5 protein-coding genes are annotated in these 6,121 nt (G+C 65.7%); 3 read left to right on the forward strand and 2 right to left on the reverse strand.

What is annotated here, in order from left to right; all coding sequences use genetic code 11:
* Nucleotides 1-2,686: carbamoyl-phosphate synthase large subunit (carB, locus tag IRZ12_RS14650; protein ID WP_296469817.1), on the forward strand; the 2,686-nt coding region annotated here is incomplete at its 5' end.
* Between the two features lie 50 nt (nucleotides 2,687-2,736).
* Here the strand turns inward: carB and IRZ12_RS14655 are convergent.
* Nucleotides 2,737-3,999 carry a mechanosensitive ion channel gene (locus IRZ12_RS14655; protein WP_296469820.1) on the reverse strand — a complete coding sequence of 421 codons (1,263 nt, stop codon included), beginning with the start codon at nucleotides 3,997-3,999 and terminating at the stop codon, nucleotides 2,737-2,739.
* A gap of 383 nt (nucleotides 4,000-4,382) precedes the next feature.
* On the opposite strand from IRZ12_RS14655, the gene greA reads away from it, so the two are divergent.
* Together greA and IRZ12_RS14665 are read left to right on the forward strand one after the other, a co-directional pair.
* Nucleotides 4,383-4,859: a transcription elongation factor GreA gene (gene greA / locus IRZ12_RS14660; protein WP_296469823.1), complete on the forward strand. Its 477-nt coding sequence runs from the start codon at nucleotides 4,383-4,385 to the stop codon at nucleotides 4,857-4,859.
* Between the two features lie 25 nt (nucleotides 4,860-4,884).
* A complete protein-coding gene (locus tag IRZ12_RS14665) occupies nucleotides 4,885-5,310 on the forward strand; it encodes a DUF4149 domain-containing protein (RefSeq protein WP_296469826.1) in 426 nt (141 codons plus the stop codon).
* Here the strand turns inward: IRZ12_RS14665 and IRZ12_RS14670 are convergent.
* Entirely contained in the window at nucleotides 5,259-5,990 is a 732-nt protein-coding gene (locus IRZ12_RS14670) for a YhbY family RNA-binding protein (RefSeq protein ID WP_296469829.1), read from the reverse strand. The two genes, IRZ12_RS14665 and IRZ12_RS14670, sit on opposite strands and share 52 nt — an antisense overlap.
* Nucleotides 5,991-6,121 lie beyond the last annotated feature (131 nt).

The following is a 6,121-nucleotide window of genomic DNA, read 5'->3' on the forward strand; positions in this document are numbered from 1 at the left end:
GGGCGGGGGCATTGCCTACAACGCCGAGGAGTTCGAGACCATCTGTCGCCGCGGCCTGGAAGCTTCGCCCACGAGCGAACTCCTGATCGAGGAGTCGCTCGTCGGCTGGAAAGAGTTCGAGATGGAGGTCGTGCGCGACAAGGCCGACAACTGCATCATCGTTTGCTCGATCGAGAACCTCGACCCCATGGGCATCCATACGGGCGACTCGATCACCGTCGCGCCCGCCCAGACGCTGACGGACAAAGAGTACCAGCTGATGCGCAACGCCTCGCTCGCGGTGCTGCGCGAGATCGGCGTCGACACGGGCGGTTCGAACGTGCAGTTCGCGGTCAATCCGGCCAATGGCCGCATGATCGTGATCGAGATGAACCCGCGCGTGTCGCGTTCGTCGGCGCTGGCTTCCAAGGCCACGGGCTTCCCCATCGCCAAGGTCGCGGCCAAGCTCGCCGTCGGCTATACGCTGGACGAGCTGCGCAACGACATCACCGGCGGCGCCACCCCGGCTTCGTTCGAACCCACCATCGACTACGTCGTCACCAAGGTGCCGCGGTTCGCGTTCGAGAAATTCCCGCAGACCGATGCGCACCTCACCACGCAGATGAAATCGGTGGGCGAGGTGATGGCCATCGGCCGGACCTTCCAGGAATCGTTCCAGAAGGCGCTGCGCGGCTTGGAGGTCGGCGTGGACGGCCTGAACCAGAAGACCACGGACCGCGAGCGCATCGAGGTCGAACTGGGCGAGCCTGGGCCGGAACGCATCTGGTACGTGGGCGACGCGTTCGCGCAGGGCTTCACGCTGGAAGAGGTGCATGCGCTGACCCACATCGACCCGTGGTTCCTGGCGCAGATCAAGGAAATCGTCGACATCGAGCTTGCGCTGGAGAAAAAAACGCTGGCCGACCTCGACCGCAATACCCTGTGGCAGTTGAAGCGCAAGGGATTCTCCGATCGCCGCCTTGCGTACCTGCTCGACACGACGGAAACCGAGGTGCGCAAGCTGCGCCACCAATTCAACGTGCGTCCGGTCTACAAGCGGGTGGATACGTGCGCGGCCGAGTTCGCCACGCACACCGCCTACATGTACTCCACGTATGAAGAGGAGTGCGAGGCCAATCCGAGCGACCGCAAGAAAATCATCGTGCTGGGCGGCGGCCCCAACCGGATCGGGCAGGGCATCGAGTTCGATTACTGCTGCGTGCACGCGGCCATGGCGTTGCGCGAAGACGGGTACGAGACCATCATGGTCAACTGCAACCCGGAAACCGTCTCCACCGACTACGACACGTCCGACCGACTCTATTTCGAGCCCCTGACCCTCGAGGACGTGCTCGAGATCGTCGAGAAGGAAAAACCCGTCGGCATGATCGTCCAGTACGGTGGCCAGACGCCACTGAAGCTGGCCAAGGCGCTGGAGGCCAACGGCGTGCCCATCATCGGCACCAGCCCGGAATCCATCGACATCGCAGAAGACCGCGAGCGCTTCCAGAAGCTGCTCCAAAAGCTCGGCCTGCGCCAGCCGCCCAACCGCACGGCGCGCACCGAAGCGGAGGCGCTGGCCCTTGCCCAGGAAATCGGCTATCCGCTGGTGGTGCGCCCCAGCTACGTGCTGGGCGGCCGCGCGATGGAAATCGTGCATGAGCAGAAGGACCTCGAGCGCTACATGCGCGAGGCCGTCAAGGTCAGCAACGATTCGCCGGTGCTGCTCGACCGCTTCCTGAACGATGCGATCGAGGTGGACGTCGATTGCCTGTCGGACGGCAAGCGCGTGTTCATCGGTGGCGTGATGGAGCACATCGAGCAGGCCGGCGTCCATTCCGGCGACTCGGCGTGCTGCCTGCCGCCGTACTCGCTGTCTGCCGAGCTCATCGAGGAAATCAAGCGCCAGACCGGATTGATGGCGCGTGCGCTGAACGTGGTCGGCCTGATGAATGTCCAGTTCGCGATCCAGCAGGGAACGGTGTACGTGCTGGAGGTCAACCCGCGCGCCTCGCGGACCGTGCCGTACGTCTCCAAGGCGACGTCGCTGCCGCTGGCCAAGATCGGCGCTCGCGCCATGGCCGGCCGCTCGCTCGACGAACAGGGCTTGGGCAGCGAGATCACGCCCAAGTATTTCTCGGTCAAGGAGGCCGTGTTCCCGTTCGTCAAGTTCCCGGGAGTGGATACCATTCTCGGGCCCGAGATGAAGTCTACCGGCGAGGTGATGGGCGTGGGTTATAGCTTCGGCGAAGCCTTCGTGAAGTCACAATTGGCCGCGAGCGTGCGCCTGCCCGACGATGGCACGGCATTCATCAGCGTCAAGAACGAAGACAAGGGCAAGATCATCGCCGTTGCGCGCGGCCTGCACGCGCTGGGCTTCTCGCTGGTGGCAACGCGCGGCACCGCTGCGGCCATCGAAGCGGCGGGCATCCCGGTGAAGGTCGTGAACAAGGTCACGGAGGGGCGTCCCAACATCGTGGACATGGTCAAGAACGGCGAGATTTCGCTCGTGATCAACACGGTGGAAGAGCGCCGCAATGCCATTGCGGACTCCCGCGCCATCCGGACCTCGGCGCTGGCTTCGCGCGTCACCTACTACACCACGGTGGCGGGCGCGTGGGCAGCGGTCGAAGGCATGCAGTACATGCGCCAGGGGGCCGGCCTGCAGGTCTACTCGCTGCAGGAGCTGCACCGCTCGGTGGCGTAGTCGCCACCCGCCCAGGCCGCCCTCCGGCATGGGGGGCGGCCTGCGCAGGCTTAGGCGCCGTCTTCGGGAGAGGACGTCGACCGATCCTGTCCGGACTCAGGGTTGCGCAAAATGGACGGCCGTTGTGCCGTCCATTTTTGCAGGAGCTCGTGCGCCGTTTGGCGTCCGCCGAGGCCGAACGCCAGCGCGCATGCCACGGCGGCGGCGCCCAGGATCAGGCCGAAGGCCAGGTTGACGATCTCATTGGCCAACCCCATGAACCGCAAGCCGATCGCGACCGCCAGCGCGATGATGGCGTACTTCAGCACGGAGGGAAGGCCGCTTTCGCCCACGGAGTCGCCGACGATGCGTGCAACGATGCGCCCCATGATCACGCCGACGAGGATGATGACGCTGCCGAAGACGACCTGCCCGCCGAGCTCGGTGACCTCTGTCAGCAAGACGGCGACGGTGTCGAAATTCAACAGGCGGGCGGCTTCGATCGCGGCGAACAGCATGATGGCGATCAAAGCCACCGTGGCTGCCACCGAGGACGGGGCGGGCGATGAGCCGAATACGCCCAGGCTCGACAGGGCGCGGTCAAAGCCCAGCGAGGCGAGCGTGTTGGCGATCAGCTGGCGTACCCACTGGGCGATGACGAAGGCAATGGCGAGCAGCAGTGCCGCGGCCACGATTCGCGGAATGGCGGCGAGCACCGTCTCCAGCACGGTCACGGTAGGCGTGACGATGGAGGTGATCCCCAGGGTTTGCAGCGCCGCGATCGACACCGGAATAATGATGAGCGTGAAGACGATGGCGCCGCATGCCCGGATCAGCGATTCCGCGCATCGGTTGTCGCCCTCTGCGGCTTGGGTAGGCTTGCACAGCCCGAGCCGCGTCCCGATGCGGTCGAAGTGGATGGCGCCCAATGCCGTCTCGACGATGTTGCGCGCGATCTTGGCGAAGATCAGGCCCACGATGAAGATGAGCGCCGCGCCGATCAGTTGGGGGGCGTACGAGAATACTTCGTGGGTCAGGGCCCGGATGGGGTCCATGGCCTGGTCCAGGCCGAGGGGCTCCATGGCGACGACCAGGCCCACCAGCCATACGAGCCAATAAGCCAGCGTGCCCAGCGATTCAGCCAGCGTGGGCCCGGGGCGGGGGGTGGCCCGGGCAACGAACGGCAGCGCGCCGACGGCGCGCACTACGGCCCATTTGATTCCACGGGCCGCAAAATGCGTGACGACCAGGATGACGATCGCCAACAATATGCGTGGCCCCCACGCCGTGAATTGATCGCGCAGGTAGCCGATACGCGGTGGATTGTCGAACATGGTTGCACTCCTCTGATCGTTATCCGTAAGGTATGAACCGCATATTCAGAATAGAGTAGGGACTCCGTCATGCCAACCGCGGGATGTGCTTAGGCCCGGCGCGTAGGACTCGCTCGAATGCCTTGGCCGGCCGGTGGGGCCGGGCGTTCGGTAGGCGTTTCAGGGTTATCCCTTGGGTATCAAAGGGTAATGTTTGGCCGGGGGCGCTTGCACGTTCTGCCGAGTTTTCGGACAATCTACCCAGATCGCCCCGGTTCCTGATCGAACCGGGGTTTTATTTTTCTTTTCCTCCCGCCCTCTTGCGCCCCCCGCCTTAGACGCGGGGCGGGCGCAGCGAGTGCCGGCGGGAGGCATTCCACACCAGACGTAAAAAGGAAGTACACATGGCTGCTATTCCGCTGACCGTGCGCGGTGCCGAGCGCCTGAAACAAGAGCTGCACCGTTTGAAGACGGTGGAGCGTCCCGCAGTGATCAACGCCATCGCGGACGCCCGTGCGCAAGGAGACCTCTCCGAGAATGCCGAATACGACGCCGCCAAGGAAAAACAGGGCTTCATCGAGGGCCGCATCCAGGAGCTCGAGGCCAAGCTGTCGAATGCGCAGATCATCAATCCCGCCGAGCTCGATGCCGAAGGCCGCATCGTCTTCGGCGCGACGGTGGACTTGGAGGATCTCGAAACCGGCGAACGCGTGACCTACCAGGTGGTGGGCGACGATGAGGCAGACATACGCGCCAACCTCATCTCTATTTCCAGCCCGATCGCCCGCGCGCTGATCGGGAAATCGGCAGGCGACGTCGCCGAAGTCCAGGCCCCGTCCGGCGTCCGGGAATACGAAATCCTCGACGTGCGCTACGAATGAGGCGCATGCGGGAGAGCGCGTAACGATGGCGACGCTGGTACGGCTGGTAGCCGCGCTGTGGTGCGGCACGCTCTGGGCGGTGGGGGGCTTGGTCGTGCCCCTGCTCTTTGCCCAGTTGGAACCCATGCGGGCGGCTGCGACGGCCGGGTCGCTGTTTCGGCTGTTGGCCTACGGGGGATTGCTGGCCGCGCTGGCGATGCTGCTGCTCGACCGGATTGGCGGCGGACTGCCGCTCGGCGCGCGGGGAAGGCGCACCGTCCTGCTCATGGCGGTAGGCGTGGGAGTCGGATACTTCGGTGCCCGGCCCGTCATGGATTATGGCCGGGCCTTGATGGCCGCCGGCCAGGCCGTTCCCGCATGGGCGGATTTCGGGACCTGGCACGGGGTATCGAGCGTGCTCTACTTCTTGGTGGCCGTCTTGGCCTTGCGGCTGGTGGCAGTGGTGCGCTGAGCGCCGGCGGCTGGCCGTACGCGCCCGCGGGCGCCGGCCCGCAGCGAGAGCGCGCTTCCGGAGCGCTTGGCCGCGGGGGGGCGCGCCGCTCCCAGCGTCGAACCCAGCCCGCCGGGGCGCTTGGGCGCCGCCTTGCGGGCTGCGCCGCGGCGGGAGCCGGTTTCCTCCCGGGTGGAGGGCCGGGCAGGCTTGTCGCTGCCCAGGTAGCGCTCCCTGGCCGTCATCGGGCCTTCGCGCTCGCGCCCAGGACGCTCGCTGCGCCCACGGGCGGGGGCGGACTTGCCGGCTACCGCCAGTTTTTTGGGCACGTAGGCTTCGTTGCCCTTGCGCGCGCCCGTGCCGAGCTCGCTCGCGTCGGACTTGCCCTTGCGCCCGCCGAGCAGCGAGGAGGCGTCCGGATCGCGTTCGGTGGGCCGGTACAGGATGAAGATCTTGCCCAGGTGGTGCACCGGGGCACAGGAGAGCTCCTCGCAGATCCGGTAGAGCAGTTCGTCGCGCGCGGCGCGGTCTTCGCCTCCCGCCCGGACCTTGATCAGGCCGTGGGCCGCGAGATTGCGGTCGATTTCTTGGAGTACGGAGTCGCTCAGCCCCTTGTCGCCAATGAGGACGACGGGCTTGAGCGGGTGGGCAGCGGCCCGCAGGGCGCTGCGCAGTTGGGAATTGAGGTCAAGGACTGGCATTTCCAGATTGTACGGGAGGCCGGGGCGGGGCGGGATGCCTGGGCCGCAGTATGCTCCCCTTATTGGCGGCTTGCCCGCATTTCATATCGGATTACCACAGACGGACCCAGGAAACTGGGCAACTATGGCAA

This window comes from Pigmentiphaga sp. (genome assembly GCF_019689535.1).
In the GTDB taxonomy this organism is placed as follows: domain Bacteria; phylum Pseudomonadota; class Gammaproteobacteria; order Burkholderiales; family Burkholderiaceae_B; genus Pigmentiphaga.